Origin of the sequence: Flavobacterium chungangensis, from assembly GCF_042654045.1 — a bacterium.
GTDB classification, from domain to species: Bacteria; Bacteroidota; Bacteroidia; order Flavobacteriales; family Flavobacteriaceae; genus Flavobacterium; species Flavobacterium chungangensis.
In genome coordinates, this window is sequence record NZ_JBHSFY010000002.1 from 292605 (window position 1) to 317843 (window position 25239).

Here is a 25239-nt window from a genome sequence, read left to right on the forward strand (position 1 = left end):
TTCACAGCAAAATGTAATCTCACACATGAAAATTAAATTTAGAAATTCGGACTTAAATCGTACTTTTTGTAGAATTTATCCAATGCCTCTACAACTTCGTCTTCAGTGTCTACAATTTTAAATAAATTCAAATCTTCTGGGCTTACAGTATGCATTTTTTCAACCAAAACAGTTTTAACCCATTCAATTAAGCCAGACCAGAATTCAACTCCAACCAAAATAATCGGGAATTTTCCAATTTTCTTAGTCTGAATCAAAGTGATCGCTTCAAACATTTCGTCTAAAGTTCCAAAACCACCTGGCATCACCACAAAACCTTGAGAATATTTTACGAACATTACTTTTCTCACAAAGAAATAGTCGAAATTCAGGTTTTTGTCATGATCAATATACGGATTAAAATGCTGCTCAAACGGAAGCTCGATATTTAAACCAACCGAAATTCCTCCGCCCAAATGCGCGCCTTTATTTCCAGCTTCCATAATTCCGGGACCACCTCCTGTAATCACACCGTAACCTGCTTTACTGATTTTATAAGCAATTTTTTCAGCCAATTCATAGTACTTATCCTCTGGTTTTGTTCTTGCCGATCCAAAAATAGAAACACAAGGACCAATACGTCCCATTGCCTCGTAGCCATTTACAAACTCAGACATAATCTTAAAAATTGCCCAGCTGTCATTGGTTTTAATTTCATTCCACGTTCTTTGTTTCAAACGATCCTGAATTACTTTATCTTCATCATTATCAAAATCTTCTAATCTCATTTTAGGTATTTTAATTTATTATTTTATTTATGTTTTTGTCCCTGTAATTGTCATCCTGAGCATATTCGGAGTTAGGAGCTATTTCCTGCTGTCCGCTATATCTTTTGTACCGAACCCCGGCACAAAAGGATGCCGCTCCCATCAGGGCTAGGGCAGTTGGTTTCATATAAACTATTTGGTTTAATTGAAAGATGTCTTCTTTAAAAAGCTTGAGTTTTTCAGAAAAAGCGGACACTAAATTAACGCTTTTTTCTAGAATTGTTATAAAAAACAGGAATTATAATCCAAAAGTAATGTTGCGATAATAATCAAATTCAGTTTTTTGATTCATTATCAGGTGTATAGTGTGTATAAAAGCAGGAAGTTTTTTGGACTTAAATCTTTGTCAAAGTTTTAAACTTTGACAAAGATTACTCTTACTCCAATTCTTTTTTCAAAAACTTAGCCGTATAACTCTTTTTATTCTGAGCAACTTCTTCTGGAGTTCCTTTGGCAACCAATTGTCCGCCGCCTTTTCCGCCTTCAGGGCCAATGTCAATAATATAATCGGCAAGTTTAATTACGTCCATGTTATGTTCGATCACAAGAATGGTATTTCCTTTATCAACCAGTTTATTGATTACTTCCATCAAAACACGAATGTCTTCAAAGTGTAAACCTGTTGTTGGTTCGTCTAGAATATAAAATGTATTTCCAGTATCTTTTTTAGATAATTCTCCCGCCAATTTAATACGCTGCGCTTCACCACCAGAAAGCGTTGTGCTTTGCTGACCAAGCGTAATATACCCCAAACCAACATCTTGGATGGTTTTGATTTTTCTGTAAATCTTCGGAATATTTTCAAAAAACGGAACTGCTTCATCAACCGTCATATCCAAAACATCCGAAATAGATTTTCCTTTGTATCTAATTTCTAAAGTTTCTCTATTGAAACGTTTTCCCTGACACGTTTCGCATTCTACGTAAACGTCTGGTAAAAAGTTCATTTCGATTGTTCTTACACCAGAACCTTCGCAGGTTTCGCAACGTCCGCCTTTTACGTTAAAACTAAAACGTCCTGCTTTATAACCACGAATCATACTCTCAGAAGTCATTGTAAACAGATTTCTAATTTCGGTGAAAACCTCTGTATAGGTCGCCGGATTCGAACGTGGTGTTCTTCCAATCGGACTTTGGTCGATATCAATTACTTTATCAATATGTTCTAAACCTTCAATTTTTTTGTAAGGCTGCGGTTTTTTTACACCATTAAAATAATACGCATTTAAAATCGGATACAGCGTTTCATTAATCAAAGTCGATTTACCGCTTCCTGAAACTCCTGTAACGCAAGTTAATTGCCCTAACGGAATTTCAATCGAAACGTTTTTAAGATTGTTTCCTGTTGCACCAGTAAGTTTTAAGAATTTGCCGTTTCCTTTTCTTCTTTTCTTCGGAATCTCAAATTTCATTTTACCATTCAAATATTGAGCGGTTATAGTATCCGAAGCTAAAGTTTCTTTTGGAGTTCCAATACTGATGATTTCTCCTCCATATTTACCCGCTTTTGGTCCAATATCAATTACATAATCTGCTGTTTCGATCATGTCCTTGTCATGTTCAACCACAATAACCGAGTTTCCTATATCGCGTAATTGTTCCAAAGAATGAATCAATTTTTCGTTATCTCTTTGGTGCAAACCAATACTTGGTTCATCCAAAATATAAAGAACTCCAACCAACTGAGAACCAATTTGTGTTGCCAGACGAATACGCTGCGCTTCCCCGCCCGAAAGCGATTTTGAACTTCGGCTTAAAGCCAAATAATTCAAACCAACATTCATTAAAAAGTTCAAACGGTCTTTGATTTCTTTTACAACTTCAGATGCAATCAAAAGCTGTTTATCTGTCAAATGGCTATTTAAATCTTGAAACCAAGCTGTTAAATCTGAAATATCCATATCACACAATTCGGTGATATTTTTTTCATTTACTCTAAAAAATAAAGCTTCTTTTTTAAGACGTGAACCGTCGCAAACAGGACAGTTAATTTCGTCCATAAAATCTTTTGCCCAACGTTTTATGCTGGTTGTAGCGCTTTCGTCATATTGATTTTTAATGAAATTAGAAATTCCTTCAAAGTCAATTTTATATTCTCTTGTAACGCCAAGATCTTTTGAATTGATCGAAAATTTATCTTTTCCGCCATACAAAATCATTTGCATTGCTTCTTCAGGAATTTTCTCAATGGCATCGGTAATTTTAAATCCGAATTTTTCTCCAATGGTTTCCAATTGTTTGAAAATCCATGAAGATTTGTATTCGCCAAGCGGCGCAAAACCACCAGCTTTTATAGACAATTTCGGATTTGGAATAATCTTCTTAACATTGATTTCGTGTACCGTTCCCAATCCGTTGCAATGTGGACAAGCTCCTTTTGGAGAGTTGAACGAAAATAAATTTGGTTCTGGATTCTGATACGATATTCCTGTTGAAGGACACATTAAATTTCTACTGAAATAACGCACTTCATTAGAATCTTGATCTAAAATCATCAAGACATCTTCGCCATGATGCATCGCAGTATTAATGCTTTCAGATAATCTTTTTTGTGTATCTGGATTATCTTCGATCACCATTCTGTCTACAACAATCTCAATATCGTGTGTTTTGTAACGATCCAATTTCATTCCCGCAACCAAATCTTGAACGTCTCCGTTTACACGAACTTTCAAGAATCCTTGTTTAGTTATTTGTTGGAATAATTCCGCATAATGACCTTTTCTGGCTTTAATAACTGGAGCAAGAATATTGATGCGTTTTCCATTATAATCCTGAATAATCAGATCTTTAATCTGCTCATCAGAATACGAAACCATTTTTTCGCCAGTGTTGTAGCTGTAAGCATCTGCGCCACGCGCGTATAAAAGCCTTAAGAAATCGTAAATTTCAGTAATAGTCCCAACTGTAGAGCGCGGACTTTTACTAGTTGTTTTTTGTTCAATCGCGATTACAGGCGAAAGTCCGTCGATTTTATCAACGTCTGGACGCTCTAATCCGCCAAGAAATTGCCTCGCGTAGGCAGAAAACGTTTCTACGTAACGACGCTGTCCTTCGGCATAAATCGTATCAAAAGCCAAAGAAGATTTTCCCGAACCTGATAAACCAGTAATTACAACCAGTTTTTCGCGCGGAATAGATATATCGATATTTTTTAGATTGTGAACTCTTGCACCAAGAACTTCAATAGTATTGTCTTTATCTAACATAATTTTGAGCAAAACGCAAAGTTACCACTTTGATTTGTTCTTTTAGTGCTCGATAGCAAAACTTTATGTTACAATTAGTAACAAAAAACGCTAGTATAAACTAGCGCTTTCTTTTTCGGGTTGCCATGTAGTTTTCTATGGCTTCTTTTGTGGTGTACCAATTTCGGCCTTCTTTGTAAGCGTCAATTTTTCCTGTTCTGGCCAATAAACTGACATATTCTTGTCCATAAGGCGTATCAGGTTCACTAACTATGTTTTGAATCGATTGATAATCATAAGGGCTTCCAGGCATTGCACCTAGATAAATATTGAGTGTTCTTTCGAGGGCTTGGCACATTAAAAGGGTTAGTTTCTGATAATTGCCATTATTTGCCTGATTGAGTGCTTCATAATATTTTTTTCTATCATTTTTAAGAATAATAGCCGGCGGAAAACCACATCGCATCAATAATAAATTCATACTCAATCGAACCGTGCGCCCATTTCCGTCAAAAAAAGGATGAATCCAGACAAGTTTATGATGATAGATCGTGGCGAGTTCTATATCGTTTAAACCTAAAGGATTTGTATTGATAAAATCGATTAATTCGTCTAAATAGTCGGAGACTTTATTGGCATTTGGAGGCATAAAATTGGCTCCAGAAATACGAACTCCTCCATTGCGAATTCTACCAGCAAAATCTTCTTCGATAGAACGCATCACCAAACCATGAATTGAGAGAATATCTATACTTCTTAGCTTGTAATTCTCATCAACAATAGAGTAGAGGTAATCGATAGCTTTGTCATGATTATGGGTTTCAAAATGTTCTCGCAGCGATTTGCCTTTAATGGTAATTCCTTCTTGAATAACCATTTGGGTTTCTCTCAAACTAAGTGTATTCCCTTCGATACTGTTTGAATTGTAAGTCCATTCTAGGGAAAGGCTTTCTCGTATTTTATTCAAAGCAATAGTAGGCAATGGTCTGCTGTTTTGCAGTTCCTGCCTTTTTTGGTACAATCGATCAAACGTTGATTGAAATTCTTCTCTGTATGTTAGGTCAATATTAAACATAATCCTACAAAGATACTTCTTATTATCGGATAATAAAAATTTTTAACTTATCCGATATTAAGGCTACTCAATGGTCATAGAACGAAGTTTTGTTCGATACGCTTCAAGCGCTATTGATTTTGAAATGAATCCGTGGTATTTTCCGTCTCTTAGAACAGGAAGAAAAGCAGATTTTGAGGTTTCAAATTTGCGCATTACAATTTCCATGCTGTCAAGTGTAGAAATTGTAGCAGAAGGCGCTTTCATTACATCTCTAATGAAAGTATACTTTACACGGTAAGAGTTAAATATAATCTCTCGAATATCATTAAAATGCACCACTCCGACCAAATCTTTATCATTATTCACAACCGCAAAAACAACTTGGTTGGAGTGCGATATAAGATCAACCAATTTGCTTAAGTTTTCATCTGGATGAACGGTTAGGTAATCGCACTGAATGATCGTATCAATTTCTAAAGTGGATAGAATATTAGAATCTTTATTACTCGTAAAAGCATGTCCTTTTTTAGCTAATCCTTTTACGTCAAGCGAATATTTTTCGTAACGCTTAGAAATAGCAAAACTGATTGAAGAAACAATCATAAGCGGGATCATTAATCCGTAGCCACCAGTAATTTCTGCGATTAAGAAAATTGCAGTAAGAGGGGCATGAAATAAACCGCTCAAAATTCCGGCCATTCCAACCATTGTAAAATTACTGATAGGAAGTTTAGATAAGCCAATCATCGTAACCAACTTAGAAAAGAAATAGCCCAAATAAGATCCTAAAAATAGAGATGGGGCAAAGTTTCCTCCGTTACCACCGCTACCAATGGTTAATCCAGAAGCAAAAACTTTAACCATTGCTGTTGCTCCAACAAATAAAAGAAGAACCCATGGATTATTTCTAAAATCGGCAAACAAAGTATTATCCAATAAAAGACCAGGATCTGCATCAGATAATGTTTTAATGCTTTCGTAACCTTCACCAAATAATGTTGGAAAAATAAAAATTAATAATGCTAATAAAGATGAACCAATTAAAGCTTTTTTATATGGATTAATTTGCTGTTTGGCAAAATAATGCTCTACTTTTTGGAAATTTCTTGAGTAATAAATAGCGACCAATCCAGTAAGAACTCCTAAAAGAACGTAAAACGGAATATTATGATAATCGAATGTTTCTTGTTTTTTGAAGCTTAATAAAATGCTCTCGTCCAAAACAATTGCAGAAACCAAAGCGCCTGTTGCGGCAGAAATCATAATAGGGGTAAAGGCAGAAATACTAACATCTACCAATAAGACTTCAATAGCAAAAAGGACTCCAGCAATTGGTGCATTAAATGCGGCAGCAATTCCGGCTGCAACGCCACAGCCAATTAGCAATGTTCTGTCTTTATATTGTAACTTATAGTTTTGGGCAAAATTAGAACCAAAAGCAGCTCCTGTAATCACAATCGGACTCTCTAAACCAGCAGAACCTCCTAGACCAACCGTTAACGAACTGGTCACAATTTGGGCATACATCTGCTTTTTCGGAATAATACTTGCTTTTTTGGCAACAGCATAAAGTATCTGCGAAGTTCCTTTTTGTATACTTCCGTTAAGGACTTTGTTTACTACGAAAACTGTTAGTGTAATACCAATAATAGGCAAAATACTATTGATGAAGCTCAATTTTAGGATTCCGTTGATGTAAGTTGCAAAAGAAAAAACGCTGTGAGCAAATGTTTTAAGAACAATTACCGCAAACGCACACGATATTCCGGTTAAAACACTAGATAAAAACAGAAATTGTTTTGGTGTCATTAAAGATTGAGCCAAAGCAATTATACTTTCAAGTCGTCTGAAATATTTTTTTATCATTATGTTTTAAAAATTATCGATCTTACAAAATTAGATTTTAATCTTGTTTAAAAAAAATAAAATCAAAAATCACTTTAAAAACCAACCGCTGTGTCGTCTCCTCTAAAATCTGCTCCTCCTTCTAATCTACTATCAGGTAAAACTAAAATGGCATCTACTTTTCCGATAATTGGAGTTGGTTTTTCGTTGATAATGTAACTTTTAGCTTTTAGTTTGTCTATAGTTTTCGTTTCGAAAGTATTAGGTTCGAAAGTGATTAAATCGGGTAGCCATTGATGATGAAAACGTGGAGCATTTACCGCTTCCTGCATACTTAATTTGTATTCGTAAACATTTAAAATCGTTTGCAAAACAGAAGTAATAATCGTTGAACCACCTGGAGTTCCAACGACCATAAAAAGCTTTCCGTCTTTTTCTACAATTGTTGGTGTCATAGAGCTTAACATGCGTTTTTGCGGTGCAATGCTGTTGGCTTCATTTCCAACCAGACCAAACATATTTGGAGATCCAGGTTTAGCACTAAAATCATCCATTTCATTATTCAAAAAGAAACCTAATTCGTCACAGTAATATTTAGAACCATAGCCATCATTTAAAGTGGTTGTAGCAGCGATTGCGTTTCCAAATTGGTCTACAATAGAGTAATGTGTGGTTTCTGTGCTTTCGGCATAATTTACTTTTCCTTCTTTAATTTCGGTAGATAAAGTTGCTTTTTCAGGATTAAAACTTGCCATTCTTTCGCGCAGATAGTTTGCGTCTAACAATTCTTTCATCGGAATTTTTACAAAATCTGGATCGCCTAAAAAGTAACTTCTGTCTGCATACGCTCTTCTTTCGGCTTCAACAATTACCTGAATGGCATCTGGAGAATTATGTCCCATTTTGGCTAAATCGTAAGGCTCAAGCATTTTTAAGATTTGCGCCAGACAAATTCCGCCACTGCTTGGAGGAGACATTGAAATGATTTTTAAATTTTTATAAGTAAACTGAAGCGGCTTTCTCCATTTTGCTTCATATTTGGCTAAATCTTGCATCGTGATAATACCGCCTTTTTTCTGAAGATAATCGACTAAGATTTTTGCCGTTTCGCCTTTGTAAAATTCATTTCTTCCTTTTTTCTGAATTCTCTTTAAAGTTTTGGCTAAAGCTAAGTATTTGATCGTGTCATTTTCTTTAAAATTGCCTGATACAAGCGAATTCTCGCCGTTAATTTTCACAATGCTTTCATGATAATCTTTTATGCTTTTCTCTTGCTTTTTGGTTACTACAACACCTCTTTCTGCTAAAGCAATTACAGGCTCCAGAATTTTAGAGATTGGCATTGATCCGTATTTTTTATGTACAGCAAAAACACCTGCAATAGTTCCAGGAACGCCAATGGCAAGTGCCGTTTGCGTGCTTTTTCCTTTTATAACATTTCCTTCGCTATCCAAAAACATATCTTTTGTGGCTGCAAGCGGCGCTTTTTCGCGATAATCCAAAGAACCAACTTCGCCATTTGCTTTTCTGTAAACCATAAATCCGCCGCCGCCTATATTTCCTGCAAACGGAAAAGCTACTGCAAGAGCCAATTCGGTTCCAACCATCGCATCAAAAGCATTTCCTCCTTTTTTCATAATGTCGGCACCAATTTTTGAAGCTTCTTCGCGAGCAGAAACAACCATTGCTTTTGTAACAACCAATCCCGTTGGTTTCGAAAAAGCTTCTTGTGCATTGCTGCTATTTAAATATAAAAGGGCTATTAAAAGTGTAATTTTTTTCATGTGTAATAAAATTAAATTGAGCCTAAAGAGAAAGTAGTTTTTCTTTGGCTTTTACTCTCATTTCTTCAAAGAAAAGGGTAAATTCTTCTTCAAATTCATCATAAAACTCAATAAGTTCTTCAACAGCAAACTGCATTTGAGAAATATTTTTCGACCTTCTGTCCATTTGCGTCAAAATATGCTGGATTCCTTCGGTTGTACGATAACTTACCAACCAGTTTCTTTCGATCATGTAAGGCATTAAACCTTGTGTTTTTTCGGTTAAAATATCATAATTATCATGTAACGAATGATAAAATCGCTTTACAAAAAGCTCTAATTTTTCATCTGAATATTTTGTCCAGTTTTTGGCCAAAAAATGATCATAAACAATATCGACAATTACGCCGGCATAATGATGGTATCTGTCATGAAGACGTTTGGTGCTGGTTCTAAAAATATCGTGAGAATCGGTATAGGTATCTATGAATCGATGCAATAAAATTCCTTTTTGCACATCTTCGGGAAAATGTTCAAATTGTTTTCCGCGAATTCCGTCAGCCATAAAATTCCCTATTTTAATCAGATCATTTTCTCCAGAAAGGTATATGTGGGCTAAGAAATTCATTTTTTTGAAAGTTGCCAAGAACCTTAGAGGCTAAGATTCTGAGTTATTTTAGTAAATGTATAAAAACTTTTTTAAATCATTTTGTTATAAAAATAACGAGAAATAAGTAGTTTCTTATAGATTAAATTTAAATTCTTAGAGACTTAGCACCTTAGTAACTCGGTAACTTTTTTATATTTGTAAAAAAATAACCCTAACTCACAAAAATGACTCTAATAAAATCTATTTCTGGAATCCGTGGAACGATCGGAGGAAAAGTGGGAGACAATCTAACTCCTGTTGATGCAGTGAAATTTGCCTCGGCGTACGGAACTTTCTTGAAAAACAATATTGCTAAAGATAAATTGACTGTGGTAATTGGCCGTGATGCGAGAATTTCTGGACCAATGATTCATAATTTAGTAGTGAATACTTTAATTGGTTTAGGAATCGATGTTATCGATCTTGGACTTTCTACAACGCCAACTGTTGAAGTGGCTGTTCCTTTGGAAAAAGCTGACGGAGGAATTATCCTAACTGCATCTCATAATCCAAAACAATGGAATGCTTTAAAATTGTTAAATGCAAAAGGAGAATTTTTAAGCGGCGCTGATGGTGCAAAAATTCTTGAAATTGCTGAAGCTGAAGCTTTCGACTTTTCTGATGTGGATAGTTTAGGTGAAGTTATTTCTAATGATGCATATATGGATATTCATATCGATGAAGTTTTAAACTTACCATTGGTTGATATCGAAGTGGTTAAAGAAGCTAAATTTAAAGTGGTTGTGGATGGTGTAAATTCATCTGGAGGAATCATCATTCCAAAATTGCTAAAATTAATGGGCGTTGAAGTTGTAGAATTATACTGCGAACCAAACGGACATTTTCCTCATAACCCAGAACCATTAAAAGAACATTTAACTGATATTTCTGAGCTTGTTGTAAAAGAAAAAGCTGATTTTGGTATCGTAGTAGATCCAGATGTAGATCGTTTGGCTTTTATTAGCGAAGACGGAGAAATGTTTGGAGAAGAATATACTTTGGTTGCTTGTGCAGATTACGTTTTGAGCAAAACTCCAGGAAATACAGTTTCTAATATGTCATCTTCTCGTGCTTTAAGAGATGTTACGAAAGCCCACGGCGGAAGCTATGAAGCAAGTGCAGTAGGAGAGGTGAATGTAGTTGAATTAATGAAGAAAAATAACGCAATAATTGGTGGTGAAGGTAATGGTGGAATCATCTATCCTGAATTGCACTACGGACGTGATAGTCTGGTAGGAGTTGCATTGTTTTTAACACATTTAGCAAACAAAAAAATGCCAGTTTCTGCTTTGAGAGCTTCTTATCCAGAATACTACATGAGTAAAAATAAAATCGAATTGACACCACAAATAGATGTTGATGCGATTCTATCTCAAATGACAGAAAAATATAAAAACGAAGATATCTCGACAATTGATGGTGTGAAAATTGATTTTGCGACAGAATGGGTTCATTTAAGAAAATCAAACACAGAACCAATTATTCGTATTTATACTGAAGCGCCTTCTCAAGCGGATGCAGATCAATTAGCACTTCGAATTATTGATGAAATTAAAGTAATTGCTGGAATCTAAGATTTAGGTTTATTACATAAAAAAGCCTCTTTTGAAATTTTCGAAAGAGGCTTTTTCTATAAAAAAAACATTCCGTTAGGAAGGTCTCGTTGGTAGAAAAAAAATGGTGATGTTTGAATTTGTGTCCTGTAGGGACACCTGATTTTATGGGATTGAATTCAATTTCCCAATTAATCAGACGTTCCTACGGAACGATGCCCTCTGTGTATAATTTGGTTCTACCGACGAGACATTCCTAACGGAATGAATTTGTATGGAATTATAATAATCATTTGCAATCTCGTTCTACCGATGAGATGTTCCTAACGGAATGAATTTGTATGGAATTATAATAATCATTTGCAATCTGGTTCTACTACCGACGAGACATTCCTAACGGAATGAATTTGTATGGAATTATAATAACATTTGCAATCTCGTTCTACCGATGAGATGTTCCTAACGGAATGAATTTGTATGGAATTATAATAATCATTTGCAATCTGGTTCTACTACCGACGAGACATTCCTAACGGAATGAATTTGTATGGAATTATAATAACATTTGCAATCTGATTCTACCGATGAGATGTTCCTAACGTAATGAATTTTAATAAAAAGTCCGAAAATCAAATGTTGTTTTTCGGACTTTTCAGTAAATTATTTTTGAAATATTATTCAATACGGTGTTTCCATCTTTTGTGCGTCCACAAATAAAATTCTGGCGCTTCTAGAATTTGTTTTTCTACTTCTTTTAAATACATTTCTGTGATTTTAAAGTTTTCAAAATCTTTAGGGTTATCAGCAAGAGGAATAAATGTAGCTTCATAATAGCCTCTTCTAGCTTTTTTAACTTCCACAAATAGAACTGCTAAATCATATTTTTTTGCCAATGTTTCGGCGCCTGTGTGCACAGGAACTTCAACTCCCATAAATTTCATCGAATGAAAAATCCTTTCCATTTTTGGCGATTGGTCGCTTGCTAAGCCATAAAGGCTTAAAACTCCATTGCGCTGGTTTTGAGCCATTGTCGGAATTGCTTTTCTGGTTTCGATCATCTCGGTGTTGTATTTCGAACGGATTTTTCGAACCAATTTATCAAAATAAGGATTGGCTAGTCTTTTGTAAACAGCAACGCCCTGAAATCCAAGTTTCGGATTAATAGTCAAAAGCCATTCATAACTTGCATAATGTGAAGCCACTAGAATTACACTTTTTCCTTTTTTGGCATAATCACGAACCAGATCAATATTAGTGACATGAAATCTTCTTTCCATTTCTTCAGGAGACATGCTCATGGTTTTAATCATTTCCAAAAACATATCGCACATATGTTTGTAGAATTTCTTTTCTATAACTTTTCTCTCGGCATCGCTTAAATGAGGTAAAGTAAGGGCAAGATTTTCGCGAACTACTTTTTTGCGATATCCAATAACTCTATAAACCAAAAAACAGACAAAATCTGAAAATAGGTAAAATATAGGAAAAGGAAGTATAGAGATAAGCCAAAGTAAGGGGTAGGCTAAAATATAGACAAGAAACTGCATGTAATTTTTTTTTGGCAAAGATAAATTAAAAATGATTATCGACTGCTATTTTGCATTCTTGCTAACTTATCTTTAAGAATGATTATATTTACAAATCATAATTCACAATACTTATTACTTATGAATATTATTTTAATAGCGATTATCATTGCGAACGTTGTTATTAGTTACAAAGGTTTTAACGATCTTTATTTTTTTAGAAAATACGAATTTCATGTCGGAAGCATTCGTTCAGGAGAACAAATTAGAATGTTGTCTTCTGGCTTTTTGCATGTAGATATGATGCATTTGATTTTTAATATGCTTACTTTGTATTTTTTTGCTCCTGTAGTTTTAAACTGGCTCGGTAACTTTTCTTTTATCTTAGTTTATTTCGGGAGTTTAATTTTTGGAAGTCTTCTTACCATGCTATTTCACAAGAATGATTATAGTTATCGTGCAGTTGGTGCTTCTGGCGCTGTAACGGGAGTTTTATATTCCGCAATACTATTGCAGCCCGACATGATGCTTGGAATATTTTTTGTGATTCCGATGCCGGCTTATATTTTTGGAATAGTGTATTTATTATACTCCATTTACGGAATGAAAGCCAAAAATGACAATATTGGGCACACAGCACACTTTGGAGGTGCTATAGGAGGATATTTGATTACTTTGATCAAAATGCCATCACTTCTTACAGATCATACCCTAATGGTTATTCTTCTTGCGATTCCGATTTTGATACTTTTTGGAATGGCAAAATTGGGAAAATTGTAATGCTGGCATAACTTTTGAAATGTCTTTTTTAAATATTAAAATTTAACAAAAATGAAAAAACTAGTATTATTTTTAACAATCATGTTTATGACTATGTCTTACGGCCAAGAAATCAAACAAGTACCTCTAATTAATGTTAATGGAGAAGGAAAAGTAAAAGTAGCACCTGATCAGGTTTGTATTTCAGCTTCGGTTGAAACAAAAGGGAATAATGCTAAAGACGTTAAAAAACAAAATGACGAAAAGATGGACGCTGTTTTAAAATTCATCAAAAAAATGAATATCCCAACAGCAGATTTCAAAACAAAACAAGTAGCTCTTAATCCGCAGTACGATTATGAGAAAAAGAAAACTTCTTATAACGCTACACAAACAGTAGAAATCGTAGTGAAAGATTTAACTAAATACGATGAGTTAATGGAAGGTTTGGTTCAGCAAGGAATTAATAGAATAGATAAAGTTTCTTTTGAAACCTCTAAATTAGCACAATACGAGTCTGAAGCTAGAAAATTAGCAATGAAAGATGCTAAAACAAAAGCGGAAGAATATGTGTCTGTTTTAGGACAAAAAGTGGGTAAAGCTTTTACCATTTCAGACAACTCTCAAATCTATCGTCCACAGCCAATGTATGCTGCAGCTATGAGAATGAAAGAAGCAGACTCAATGGGTGCTTCAAACGAAACTCTTGCAGTTGGTGAAATCGAAATTACAGCAAATGTTAGCGTAAGTTTTGTATTAGACTAAACGTTTATAAAATACCATTATTTAAAAATCCAAATTCCAATTTAAACTGGAATTTGGATTTTTTTGTTTTATTCGGTTGGGATTGTAATTTGGGATTTCAGTATTAGGATTTAAACAGCCTTTATTGGAAGTGTAAACTGAAATGTGCTTCCTTTTCCTTGTTCGCTTTCTACCCAAATTGTTCCTTGATGAATGCTTACAAACTCTTTGCAAAGCAATAATCCAAGTCCGCTGCCGAGTTCGTTTTCTGTTCCTTTTTGAAGAACCTTTCCGTTAATTTTAAATAGTTTTTCTTTTATGTAGTCCGGAACACCGATTCCGTTATCTGTAATAGAAATTTCTACTTTTTGATTTGTTTGGACTAGTTTGACTTTAATCTCACCGTTCTTGTCTGTAAATTTAATCGCATTGCTTAGCAAGTTTCGTAAGATGGTGCTAATCATATTTTTATCAACTTCTGCTTCGACAAGGTAAGCCGATTCAAACGTGATGTTGATGTTTTTATTTAAAGCTACATTTCGGCTTAGTTCTATATTCTCCTCAATCAAGGCATTTAAAAGCACATTTTTAGGATTAAAGGCAATCATTCCAGTTTGTACTCGAGACCAATCCAGAAGGTTCTCTAGTAATTTGTAAATGTTCTTGTTTGAATCGTGCAGGAGCTCTGAAATTTCTTTAATTTCTTCTCGACTGTATTGTTCAATATTCTCCAATAAAATTTCAGAAAGAGAAACAGAAGAGCCTAAAGGGCCTCTTAAATCGTGAGAAATAATAGAAAAAAATTGGTTCTTGTCGTTTAAAAGCTTTTTAATTTTATGATCCTGCTTTTCTTTTACCAAAAGCAAAAAGCCTACGATGCCAATTAAAGTCAATAAAAATAGGCAAATGCTGTACAAGCTATCAAAGGTGTCATTGGAAATAATAAGATCTTGAGGGTATAAATATCTGTGAACAATTCGTATTACAATTAAAATTTCAAATGATATGTAACACATAACATAAAAAGTCTTAAAAAAGCTTTTTTCCTTTTCTGTAAAATAAGTTATAGTTGGCAATAAATAGATAAAAAATATGCCAATACCGCCAATTATGACGCGAGTATTCATAGATGCGTCAAAAATTGTAGCAATATTAAAGAATACTATTGATGCTGCGGTAATTGCTATTTGAAACCGATAATGCTTTTTTGCATGAGTTTTAATAAGTGATAGCATAGCCATCGTCTCAAAGCAGCAAGCGCCAAGAATCATAGAATTAGCAATGTTAATAGACGCAAAATCAGGAATAATATTTCGCAAAAGCGCCAATACCCAAGCAAGAGTTAGTATTAATTTGCCTAAGCCAAACCATTTTAAAGTTTTTCGGTTATCGCTAGTGGCATATGAAAATGAAAAACTAAAAATAAGAATGCAGGTAAACAGATTGCCCCAAAAGTAAAGTAGAAATATTGTTTTTGGATCTACCGGTAAGAGTTCAAACATTAGAGGGATTTTGTTTTTAAAAATCGATTTAACAAATATACAAATAAAGTAAACATTCAAGCGAGAGATGACAGGACAAGCGCAGTGTTCTAGCACATTTAACAATTTGTTTTCCTTCTAATATGCTACAACATTAAACTGTTTTTAAAAATTAACAGCAGTTTATTTTTAAATTAATTTGTGGTATTTTGAAAAAACAAACATACGATGTAAAATCTTATACTTTAAAAATAATCAATAGTTTTTGCAGTTTTGTGCTATAGATTTAAAAATAACTTTTTTTCGATTTTTTTGTATATGTTTTTTTAGGGAATTACTAAAAAGATAAAATAGAAAGAACGAATTAATTTACATATTGAATGATTTCTTAGCTTTGTATTAATTACCACAAAATTCTTTGTTATGCCACTAATTGAACAATCAGAATATAATTCTCCTTCTATTATTCATCGCAATAGGCATGTTTCTACAATTTATGCTGCACTGATTAAGAAATTTGAAGTGCCCGAATATACAAGAGAAAAGCATGAATTGAATGACGGAGATTTTATCAATATCGATTATATTTTAAATGGCTCAAAAAAGGCCGTTATTTTATGCCACGGTTTAGAAGGTGATTCGCGTAGAACCTATAATAACAGCTGCGCAGCCTATTTCAAGCAGAAAGGTTTTTCCGTTTTTGCATGGAACAATCGTACTTGTGGCGGAGAAATGAATCGTCTTCCAAGGCTGTATCATCACGGTGCAGTTGATGATTTGGATGAAGTGGTTCAGTTTGCGTTGAAAAAAGGATTTGAAGATATTTATCTGATAGGATATTCAATGGGAGGCGTTCAGCTTCTAAATTATTTGGGATGGACAAAAATAGATGAGCGTATAAAAGCTGCTGTTTCAATTTCGGTGCCCACTCATATTGCCACAAGTGCAGAGGTGCTGAAGCAAGGTTTTAACAGAGTGTATTTGAAGAATTTTACCATTGATATTAAAAAGAAATTGAAATACAAAGCGGCTCAATTTCCTGATTTTATCAACCGTGATCAAATAGATAATATCTCTACTTTTGATGAAGTTGATCAATATTTTACGGCTCCGCTTCATGGTTTTGCAAGCCGTGACGATTATTACGAGCGTGTTTCTCCAGAGTTTTCTCTTAAAAACATTACAACTCCAGTTTTAATTATTAATTCGCTAGACGATCCTTTTCTAGGCGAAAGATGTTACCCAAGAACTATTGCCAAAGAAAGTGCGTTTGTTTATCTCGAAACACCAAAATATGGAGGACATTGTGCTTTTCCGCTTCGTGATTCGGAGTATTCTTATGCAGAGAAAAGAGCTTTTGAGTTTTTTGAATCTTTCAGGTTTAACCATACTTTGATGTAAAAAATACATTTACTCATCTCCCGAATTCTCAATCTCAGAAGGCGCTTTTTTCTTGATGCTAGTACTCAGATAAAAAAACAATCTTATGGTGTGATTCATGTCATATTGATAGCCAGAATATTTTTGCTGGTATACATTCATATAACCAAAATCGTAACTCCATTTCGGATTAATATTTTTTCTGATTCCGATAAAAAAGCGGTTTTGATCAAAAGTATTATAAACGACTTCTTCTCCAAAATGCAGTAGAATCTCATCTGAAAGAACCATTTGAGGCCACGATTTCTTATCGGAGATTCTAAAAGTAAAACTCATCAGATAACGAATTCTATTGGTAAAACGCCAATCGCCGCTAGGTTTATCGTTAACCATTTTTTCCTGCCAGCGCTGTTCATTTCGCAAGCGCTGCAAAATGCTTACATTTCCAAATTTTGTGTTTAACTGTGCCTGTTGGTAAATTCTGTTTTCATCTGCAAAAGTACTCCAGTCGGGATTTGACGGAGCAAGCCACATATGCGCATATCCTAGATTCAAGGAAATATTTGAATTTGGAATATAGCTGATACCTCCTCTTATAAAATAAAAACTCGGATCGGCGACAAAATCATTTCGTCTGATATGAAAATCGCCAATCACACCCCAATGTTCTGCAAATTTGGTAACCGTATTGATAGAAACCCAAGTCTGAAGCTGCTGGTTGATTTCTTTTTTTTGAGTTTGCCCTAATATACTTAATGGAAGTAATAAAATCAGGATTCTGATAAAATTGGTTTTCATATAAATACGATAGAAATTAGTTAAAGGGTAAATTTCTTTTGAATCAGTCTAAGGCAATTATGCAAACAATTATTACAAGTAAAGGTATTCTTTTTTAATGAAGATTTATAGGATAAGTTTTGAGTTTAATTTGTTTTATATCAGTTGTTTATGTTTTTTTTGGGTTTAAGGTGTTAGCGATCATATTTTTGTATCCGCAAGCAAAGGAAAGCGGTCATTTGAAACTAGCTATATCAATAAATCCAGATTTATTATACTATGAATATATATCTAGTCCGTAAAAAAGTAGAAAGAAGATATTATAAATGATATTTTTTGATTTTAATTCATAGGAAAAAAGCGGTAAATTTTAATGTAATGCACTATTTGTAAGGTTGTTATGTTTTTCTGTTTATGTGTTGTTACATTGCAGTACGGGAAACCGTATTTAAATCATAATTAAAAAGATTACTTTTGTTTTTTTAATATGGAAATAATTACATCTTATGTCCCCAAATAAGTTTATTTTTTTCTTTTTATTGTTTATATCGGTATCCTATTCACAGACTAAACGTCCTGCTGTTGTGGTTAAAGCCAGAGCACAAAAGGATAAAATTTTAGTTCGCTGGGCTATCAATTCTCCAGCCGAATGGCAGAAAGCTAATAAAAAAGGATTCACAATTACCAGAACTACAATTCTACGCGACGGTAATGTCTTGCCTAAACCCGAAAAAGTACTTCTTACTTCTAAACCATTAACTCCCGAACCATTAGATTCTTGGATTGATTTTGTACAGAAAGACAATAATGCGGCTATTATTGCCCAATCTATTTATGGCGAAAGTTTTGAAGTAACAAGTGCAAAAGAAGGTGATTTGGCAAAAATAGTTAATATGGCCGACGAACTAGATCAGCGATATACTTTTGCTTTGTATGCTGCAGACATGAGCTTTGAAGGAGCTGTAAAAGCCGGCTGGGGGTATGTAGATACAGATGTAAAGAAGAATGAAGTATATGCTTACCAAGTAAAGGTTTTTGAAAGTCCGCAGGTAAAAGAAGCTTCCTATATGATTGGTCTAAAAGATTATTCGGTTCTGCCTGCACCAACAGATTTTATTGCTGTTCCAGACGATAGAAAAGTACTGCTTTCTTGGGATTATGAAACCTTCAAAAGAATTTATACCTCGTTTATGGTAGAAAAATCTTCAGACGGAATCAATTATACGCCAATATCAAATACCGCTTTAGTTAACTTAAATGATAAAGACGAAAATCCGTCCAAAAACATGTACTTTGTTGATACACTTAGTGTAAACGACAAAGTTTATCATTATAGATTATACGGTATAACTTCGTTTGGAGAAAAAGGAGAAGTTACAAAACCTATAACAGCGACAGGTGTTGCCGCTGTAGTAACTCCAGCAAGATTGGTAGATTATGCGATTATAAATTCTAATGAAGTGAATCTTGAATGGGATTATCCGAAAGAATCAGAAGGATTTATTCAAGGTTATGAAATTAATTTAGCAAATAAAGATAAAGGACCGTATAAGGTTGTTTCTAAAATTATTCCGCCTTCTGAAAGGAAACTCAAGTTTAAAGAAGAACTGTATCCCTCCAATTATTTTACCATTTCGGTTGTTGGAAAAAACAATCAGAGATTAACCTCTCAAAGTATGCTGGTACAGCCAGTCGATTCTATACCGCCAGCGAAACCAATTGGGCTAGAAGGAGTGATTGATAGTCTTGGAACGGTTAGACTAAAATGGAAACCCAATACAGAAAAAGATCTTCGCGGATACCGAATACTAAAAGCCAATACGGCAGGAGAGGAGTTTGTAGATATTTACCATCAATCTTACAGCGGTACAGAGTATAAAGACAGCGTGAGTTTAAAAATGACGAACAGCAAAGTTTATTATAGAATTGCTGCTGAGGATATGCGTTATAATATCTCTGATCCTTCTGATATTCTGGTATTAGATAAACCCGATAAAATTCCGCCAGCCGCACCTATTTTTAAAGATTATGATAACAAAGATGGCAAAGTACACTTAAAATGGATACGAAGCTATAGTGAAGATGTTGTCAGTCATAGTTTAAGAAGAAGAGAAAAGGGACAAGAAAAATGGGTGGAAATCAAACAAATAAATGATACGATTCAGGAATTTACAGATGATCGAATAGAAAACAAAAAGATTTATCAATATGCTATTCTGGCTAAGGATAAAAGTAATCTATGGTCTTCACTAGATCATTCAGTAATCACGGTTAGTGTGTTGAATTTTACACCAGTAAAAGTGATTACATTTTCGCAAGGAACAGCAGATAGGGAAAATAGAAAAATAGTGCTTTCTTGGGACTACGCAAAGAATAAAGGCAAGGTTTTAGGCCTAAGTATTTATAAAAATGAAAAAGGGCTTCCGCCAACTTTATGGAAAGAATTAAACGGAACTGTTTTTACTTTAGAAGATAAAAATTTGAAAATTAATAAAGAATACGAATATCATCTGGTGCCGAATTTAGAAAATGATAGTCCAGCAAAAGCAGAGACCTTAACAGTTATTTATTAAGCCTATGAAGAAATTTTACTTATTTGTCATCTTATTGATTTGCGGATTGGGATATGCTCAGACGAAATATTTTGTAAAAATTTCTAACCTTAATTATTCAATTAATGCGGGGGTTAAAAACAATACAGACTCTAGAATTATCATAACGGCTCGTTTTAAAGATGGGTCGACTAAACAAATGTATTACAGAAGTATTCGAAATAATGGCGATAAAGAAGTCAATTTAGATGTGCCAATTATTGATTATACTTCTAAGCCGGTTTCAATAGAGTGTTTTGCTTTTGTTAACTTTAGAACAGGAACTGATGCTAATCGTACAAGATCGATTAATATAGATAGCTATTGTGCCAATGGTTCTTTTGATGGAGATTATTCTCCTAGAATGTCACATATAAAATTTAATTATAGAATTGATCCCGTTTTAGATGTATTTCAAGGCTCTCCTGACTTTTTGCCTACAGATGAAAATATTACTATCAATAGTTCTACTGGGTACGATTCAAGCTACTATAAATGGCAATATACTTTTAATCCTTCTTATAATAATACGACCGATTGGAAAGATTTTACAAAATATAGCACTGCATCTATAAGTACAAATGCAAATGAAGTTATTTCAGGAGATGCAGGATTAAAGCATGGTCAGAAAATTTACTTTAGACTAAAACCATGTGGTACGACTACTTACGGGGTAGGGATTTACTCTGTTCGATTAAGTGCTCCAAAAATTCTTTCCTCAGCTCCTGAGAAGGTGAGTTGTTATGATTTGGGAAGTGAGGATGGAAAATTAAAACTTCAATTTAATAGACCACTATATCCTGGTGAAACATTTTCTATAGTGATATCTGGCCCTAATACCAAAACTTTTCCCAATATTGAAAAATTAGAAGCAGACAACAGCTATGTGCTTTCTGGACTTCGTAGGGGAAACTATCAATTAACATTGACTGGCTTTTACAATGGTAGTATTACTTATTCAAAGTATACAGAATTAGGTGGCACGCCATATCCATTTACCATAGGGGCACCATCTCCATTGGATTATACCGTAAAGGGGAATGATATTTTATGTTATGGGGTAAATAATGGTAGTATAACTATTACTCCTAGTGGAGGAACTAGAGATGTTGGAGGATATGATTTTTATTCTATAAAAACAGATCCTACTGATACAACGCCAGATGTTTGGGTTCCTTTTCCTAATAATAGCGCAGGTACAATTACAGGATTAGCAGCTGGAACCTATTATATCAAGGTAAAAGATATGAAAGGTTGTGTGGCCAGAAAGCAAGTAATGGTAAATGGTGTAATAGAATTAGGGGATGAAAAAGTAATTGAGCAAAAAATAACAGAACCTTCAAAAGCATTAGAAGTTGTATATACCTTCAAGAAAGACCCCACTTTTTATGGAGCTAAAAATGGTATATTAGTAGCAGCAGTAACAGGTGGTACGATAAAAGACGATAAATCATATAATTTTACTTGGAAAAATAGTAACGGAGATACCGTGCCCGCAACAGGTGCGTATAATTCGGCAGATAAAACGTATAATATTACTTTAGAAAATGCTCCAGACGATAAATACAAATTAACAGTAACAGATAAAAATTATGTATTAGCTGCTAATAAAGCAGGCTGTTCTGTTATTGAATCTTTAGATAGTTTGACGCAGCCCAAAAGAATAGTAATAAAATTAGCAATCACGCAGCCTATTTCATGTAATTCAAAAAGTTTAAATCCGTCTGTTATTGAAAATAAAGCAGGAGATGGAATTTTGACAGCAACTGTAGAAGGTGGCGTGCCATTTAAGGCGGAAGATAATGGTGGTTTACTATATCAATTTTTCTGGTCAAAATACAATGCCGATACCAATAAATGGGATGATTTAGCAACTTATAAAACAGCTACAGCAAGCAATCTTTCGGAAGGTTTGTATGCTGTAAATGTGAAAGATGCTAATGGAATAGTGCAGGGAACTTACGATACAGTTCAACTAATAACCGCTAGTCCAACTACTCAAGAAATTTTAGAACCAAAACAGATTGAATTGTTATTTGATTCAGTAAATGTATCTTGTTATGAAGGTAATAACGGGTGGGCATTAGTAAATGTAACTGGAGGAACTCTTACTGAAAAAGATGGAGTTAAGGATGATTACAAGTACATCTGGTATTACAAAGGAAAAGAATTAGCAAAAACTCAAAAAATAACAAATTTAACTAAAGGAATGTATACCGTTGAGGTTACAGATTCAAATCTATGTTTTGCTACAAAAGATATCGAAATAACCGAGCCTGATTTTCCGGTAACAATTGATTATCCAACAATATCAACACCAACATTTTCGGGAGCAAGCGACGGAAAAATTGTAGCTAAGATAACAGGGGGAACAGTATTAAAACCAATCCCAAGTGATGGCAGATTATACAATTACGAATGGAGAAATTTTGCTGGAGTATTGCAAAATGTGACAACTGAAAGTGTAAATGGAGAATTCTTTATCACCTTAGACAATGTGCCTGCAGATTCTTATTTTTTAACAATAAAAGATCAAAATTACGATGAAGCGGCTGGTCAGACTGTTAATTGTTCTGTTGTAGAATCAAAAAGAGTTTTGACAGAACCAGACCCTTTAAAAGTTGTTTTTAAAATTGTGCAGAGTATTTCATGTAACGCTAAAAATGAATATGGAGATAAGACAGATACCACTCCAAAAGATAATCAGCGTGACGAATCGCAGGATGGAATTTTAATGGCGCAGGTTACAGGAGGAACAACACTTTCATTAGAAAAAAACAATGGACTGCCTTATTATTACTCTTGGAAAAAACAGGAAGACAATGGAACTTGGAAAGATTTAGCTGTACAAGATTCTATCATCTCTAACCTTTCTCACGGAAATTATGCTCTTAATGTCAGAGATAGAAATAATGTTATTTTAGGAACTTACACAAATGGAAATTGGATCGCAAAAGACTCTATTCAGTTTATGGATCAGCCTCCAGTGTTGTCTGTGAAAATCAAAAAAGGAGATGTTTTTTGTAATGGAGGTAATGACGGATGGGCAACTGCAACTGCAGAAGGAGGAAGCGGAGATTACACTTATGAATGGTCTAATGAAGTTAAATCGGATAAAAATACCGTTTTAAAAACAGGAAATTATTGGGTAATTGCAACAGATAAAAAAGGCTGTACGGCTTACGCTGAAGTTTTTATCGATCAGCCAAAAGCGCCGCTTGCGATTAAATATACAGAGGTTGTAAATCCGAGTTTCTATAAAGCAACAAACGGAAAAATTGTTGTAGAGGTTACAGGCGGAACTATCGCTACAGACAATACATATTGGTTTGAATGGAAAAATAGTAAAGGAACAACGCAGACCAGCACAAGTACAAGCTTTAGCAATAACACTTATACAATATCGTTAACAGGTCTTTCTGAGGAAATCTATACTTTGACGGTGCGTGATGCTAATTACAACGTGGCAACAAATAAAACAAGTTGTACCGTGGCTAGTTCTGTTACAGAGTTAGACGATCCGGATCCGATTGAAGTTACGTTTGAAGTGATTCGCACTATTTCTTGTAATGTGAGCAACGAATTTGGAAACGAGATTGATGCTAATCCTCTAGACAATCAAAGAGATGAGTCGCAAGACGGAATTTTAAAAGCGAATGTAACAGGAGGTATTCAGCTTAATAAAGAGAAAAATAATGGATTACCTTATTATTACACTTGGAAGAAAAAACAGGCTAATGGTTCTTGGGCTATCTGGAATAATACAGGAGATACAGCTGAATATCTTTCTGAAGGAACTTATGCACTAAACATTGAAGACGCCAACGGAATAAAATTGGGAACTTATGTGAATAATGTTTTAGTCAAAGAGATTGATGCTGAGAAGTATATTCCACAACCAGATCAGTTGAAATTAACCTTTACGAAGTTTGATGTAGGCTGTACAACTGGAGATGACGGTTGGGCAGAAGCGCATGTAACAGGTGGAACGCCACCTTATACATACGAATGGACAAACGGAGAAACAACTTCTAAAATAGAAAACATTACCACAAACAATTATTTTGTAATAGCGACAGATGCAAAAGGATGCGTGGTTCAGGGAAGTATTTTTGTGGGAGATCCTAACGGAATTCTATCAACGGAAACGGTTAAAAATCCTATTTGCTATAAAGGAAACGACGGATCTATAGAACTTAATGTTACAGGAGGTAATTTGCCTTATACGTATTTATGGAATACAGGAGCAGTTACCAAAGATTTAAATAATCTTACGGCTGGAAATTATGAAGTTACGATTACTTGTCCAGAGTGTTGCGTTTACAAAAAGCGATTTGTTTTAAAAGATCCTGAGCCAGTTATTGTCAACGTTGGTCCAGATCGAACTTTGTGTATTGACCAAAGTCTAGATTTAGATGCTTCAATAAAAGATCCGCAAGCAAAATATAGTTGGACTTCTACAAACGGATTCACTTCAAATGAAGCAAAAATTAATGTGTCAAAAGCAGGAACATATCATGTAAAAGCTACTACGGCTTTAGGTTGTATTGGCGAAGATGAAATTGTGATAAAAACGAGCCAGATGGCCATTAGCGCAGAATTTTTATTGAGTTCTCAAGCTTATTTAGACGAGGAAGTAATTTTGGTTAATACCAGCAATCCTTTTGGAGAAAGCACAGACTGGGTTATTCCAAACGGAGTAAAAGTTGTAGAGCAAAAAGAAAAATACATCACCTTAAAGTTTGATGCAATTGGAGTGTATTCAATAGGTTTAAAGCAGACACAAGGAGAATGTTATGCAGTTTATACCAAAAATATCATGGTAGAAAAACGCGGCACATTGCCAAATACCGAAACGGCATCTCAATTTATTATAGATTTTATTGTAACCCCAAATCCTAACAATGGTAATTTTAAAGCAATTGTACATTTAGAAAACAACAGTGCGATAAATTTAAGACTGTTCTCCTCTTCTGGACAAAATACGATGATTCAAAAGCAAGACTCAGGAAAGAAAAAGTACGAAGTAGATTTTAATACTTCACTACAATCGGGTATGTATATTTTAGTATTGGAGACAGGACAGCAAACATTGGTTAAAAAAATTATCATCAATTAAA

At 34.3% G+C, this 25239-nt stretch carries 15 protein-coding genes; 6 read left to right on the top strand and 9 right to left on the bottom strand.

Annotation, left to right across the window (positions count from 1 at the left end; all coding sequences use genetic code 11):
• Positions 1-38: 38 nt before the first annotated feature.
• The 6 genes from ACFO3N_RS04380 to ACFO3N_RS04405 form a co-directional block, all read right to left on the bottom strand.
• The gene (locus ACFO3N_RS04380; RefSeq protein ID WP_250836677.1) at positions 39-767 is read right to left on the bottom strand and encodes an LOG family protein; all 729 of its coding nucleotides are present in this window, start codon (positions 765-767) and stop codon (positions 39-41) included.
• 416 nt (positions 768-1183) lie between these two features.
• The gene (gene uvrA / locus ACFO3N_RS04385; RefSeq protein ID WP_379795497.1) at positions 1184-4015 is read right to left on the bottom strand and encodes an excinuclease ABC subunit UvrA; all 2832 of its coding nucleotides are present in this window, start codon (positions 4013-4015) and stop codon (positions 1184-1186) included.
• A gap of 100 nt (positions 4016-4115) precedes the next feature.
• Positions 4116-5069, bottom strand: a complete 954-nt coding sequence (locus ACFO3N_RS04390; RefSeq protein ID WP_379795499.1) for a Fic family protein — start codon at positions 5067-5069, stop codon at positions 4116-4118.
• Positions 5070-5132: 63 nt separating this feature from the next.
• A complete protein-coding gene (locus tag ACFO3N_RS04395; protein ID WP_250836674.1) occupies positions 5133-6917 on the bottom strand; it encodes a chloride channel protein in 1785 nt (594 codons plus the stop codon).
• A 74-nt stretch (positions 6918-6991) separates the two neighbouring features.
• Positions 6992-8680, bottom strand: a complete 1689-nt coding sequence (ggt, locus tag ACFO3N_RS04400; protein ID WP_379795501.1) for a gamma-glutamyltransferase — start codon at positions 8678-8680, stop codon at positions 6992-6994.
• A 22-nt stretch (positions 8681-8702) separates the two neighbouring features.
• Positions 8703-9287: an acyl carrier protein phosphodiesterase gene (locus ACFO3N_RS04405; RefSeq protein WP_379795503.1), complete on the bottom strand. Its 585-nt coding sequence runs from the start codon at positions 9285-9287 to the stop codon at positions 8703-8705.
• A 206-nt stretch (positions 9288-9493) separates the two neighbouring features.
• On the opposite strand from ACFO3N_RS04405, the gene glmM reads away from it, so the two are divergent.
• Positions 9494-10882, top strand: a complete 1389-nt coding sequence (gene glmM / locus ACFO3N_RS04410; RefSeq protein WP_379795505.1) for a phosphoglucosamine mutase — start codon at positions 9494-9496, stop codon at positions 10880-10882.
• Between the two features lie 653 nt (positions 10883-11535).
• Here the strand turns inward: glmM and ACFO3N_RS04415 are convergent.
• Positions 11536-12408, bottom strand: a complete 873-nt coding sequence (locus ACFO3N_RS04415; RefSeq protein WP_379795507.1) for a lysophospholipid acyltransferase family protein — start codon at positions 12406-12408, stop codon at positions 11536-11538.
• Positions 12409-12528: 120 nt separating this feature from the next.
• On the opposite strand from ACFO3N_RS04415, the gene ACFO3N_RS04420 reads away from it, so the two are divergent.
• The gene (locus ACFO3N_RS04420) at positions 12529-13167 is read left to right on the top strand and encodes a rhomboid family intramembrane serine protease (protein WP_095931565.1); all 639 of its coding nucleotides are present in this window, start codon (positions 12529-12531) and stop codon (positions 13165-13167) included.
• A 51-nt stretch (positions 13168-13218) separates the two neighbouring features.
• Positions 13219-13911: an SIMPL domain-containing protein gene (locus ACFO3N_RS04425; protein ID WP_250836669.1), complete on the top strand. Its 693-nt coding sequence runs from the start codon at positions 13219-13221 to the stop codon at positions 13909-13911.
• A gap of 110 nt (positions 13912-14021) precedes the next feature.
• Here ACFO3N_RS04425 and ACFO3N_RS04430 read toward each other — a convergent pair whose 3' ends face one another.
• Positions 14022-15392, bottom strand: a complete 1371-nt coding sequence (locus ACFO3N_RS04430) for a sensor histidine kinase (RefSeq protein WP_379795510.1) — start codon at positions 15390-15392, stop codon at positions 14022-14024.
• 402 nt (positions 15393-15794) lie between these two features.
• Between ACFO3N_RS04430 and ACFO3N_RS04435 the strand changes: the two genes are divergently transcribed.
• Positions 15795-16772 carry a YheT family hydrolase gene (locus ACFO3N_RS04435; protein WP_379795512.1) on the top strand — a complete coding sequence of 326 codons (978 nt, stop codon included), beginning with the start codon at positions 15795-15797 and terminating at the stop codon, positions 16770-16772.
• 9 nt (positions 16773-16781) lie between these two features.
• Here ACFO3N_RS04435 and ACFO3N_RS04440 read toward each other — a convergent pair whose 3' ends face one another.
• Positions 16782-17549 (bottom strand): DUF2490 domain-containing protein, encoded by a 768-nt coding sequence (locus ACFO3N_RS04440; RefSeq protein WP_379795514.1) that lies wholly within the window; start codon positions 17547-17549, stop codon positions 16782-16784.
• 485 nt (positions 17550-18034) lie between these two features.
• Here ACFO3N_RS04440 and ACFO3N_RS04445 point away from each other — a divergent pair, with 485 nt between their 5' ends.
• Both ACFO3N_RS04445 and ACFO3N_RS04450 read left to right on the top strand, forming a co-directional pair.
• Entirely contained in the window at positions 18035-20101 is a 2067-nt protein-coding gene (locus ACFO3N_RS04445) for a fibronectin type III domain-containing protein (RefSeq protein WP_379795516.1), read from the top strand.
• Between the two features lie 4 nt (positions 20102-20105).
• On the top strand, positions 20106-25238 hold the full coding sequence (locus tag ACFO3N_RS04450; protein WP_379795518.1) for a T9SS type A sorting domain-containing protein: 5133 nt from the start codon (positions 20106-20108) through the stop codon (positions 25236-25238).
• The last annotated feature ends 1 nt before the right edge of the window (position 25239 follow it).